Source organism: Sphingobium chlorophenolicum, assembly GCF_000722875.1.
GTDB lineage: Bacteria > Pseudomonadota > Alphaproteobacteria > Sphingomonadales > Sphingomonadaceae > Sphingobium > Sphingobium chlorophenolicum.
On sequence record NZ_JFHR01000129.1, the window covers coordinates 1 to 862 of the forward strand.

The 862-nt window shown below is 64.5% G+C and carries 1 protein-coding gene and 1 pseudogene; both read left to right on the forward strand.

The features are described from left to right. Positions 1-292: DUF2793 domain-containing protein (locus BV95_RS22555; protein WP_037457618.1), on the forward strand; the 292-nt coding region annotated here is incomplete at its 5' end. Positions 293-481: 189 nt separating this feature from the next. Beyond that, positions 482-862, forward strand: a pseudogene (locus BV95_RS22560) (OmpA family protein); the annotation flags it as partial.

Genomic DNA, 862 nt, shown 5'->3' on the forward strand with positions numbered 1-862 from the left:
GGCGGGCGCCCTGGCCTGCTGGACCGAGGGGGGGTGGCGTTTTGCCGATCCCCGCGCCGGGCTTTCGCTGTGGATCGCGGACAGGGGGCATGCGATGTTGCATGACGGGACGGGCTGGCGGGATTGCGGCGTGGGGGGCGACGGATTCCATGTCGGCGGCGCGCGCGTCGTCGGAGTGCGGGCGGCGGCCATCGCCGATCCGTCGGGCGGCGCGACTGTGGACGCGGAGGCCCGTTCCGCGCTGACGGCGATATTGGGCGCTTTGCGGGCGCATGGCTTGATTGCGGCCTGACCGGGCCGTGACTTGCGGGATGTCCGCTTTTTACAAGAAGGCGTCCGCTGATTAGTCTTGGCGGGCAGGTGGACAGGTCTACTGCGTTATTTTTGCAACAGTTTTGCCAATTGTGGACTTGCCATGAAACTTTCTAGCCGATACAGGGTTTCAGCAGTCCTTCGTGACACTTTTGAAAGGGGAATTTAGATGCGGAAGCTTGCCCTCGCGGCCGTGCTTGCGACCAGCGCCCTGGCCACCCCGGCCCTGGCGCGTGACAATAGCTGGTATGTCGGCATCGACTCCGGCGTTGTTCTCGTCGAAGATCAGGACATCACCTTCACCCCCGGCAGCACCGCCCCCGGCGCAGGTTCCAAGACCGTTGCCGGCGTGGACTACCACAAGGGTTTCGACGGTGACGCCGTGATCGGTTACGACTTCGGCGGTTTCCGCCTGGAAGCCGAAGCCGGTTACAAGCGCGCCGAGGTCGACCTGGACAAGAGCGGTTTTGGCGGCGCGGCTTCGGCCCTGTCGTTCATGCTGAACGGTTTGCTGGACTTCGGTCCCGATGATGGCCTGCAGGGCTTCGTC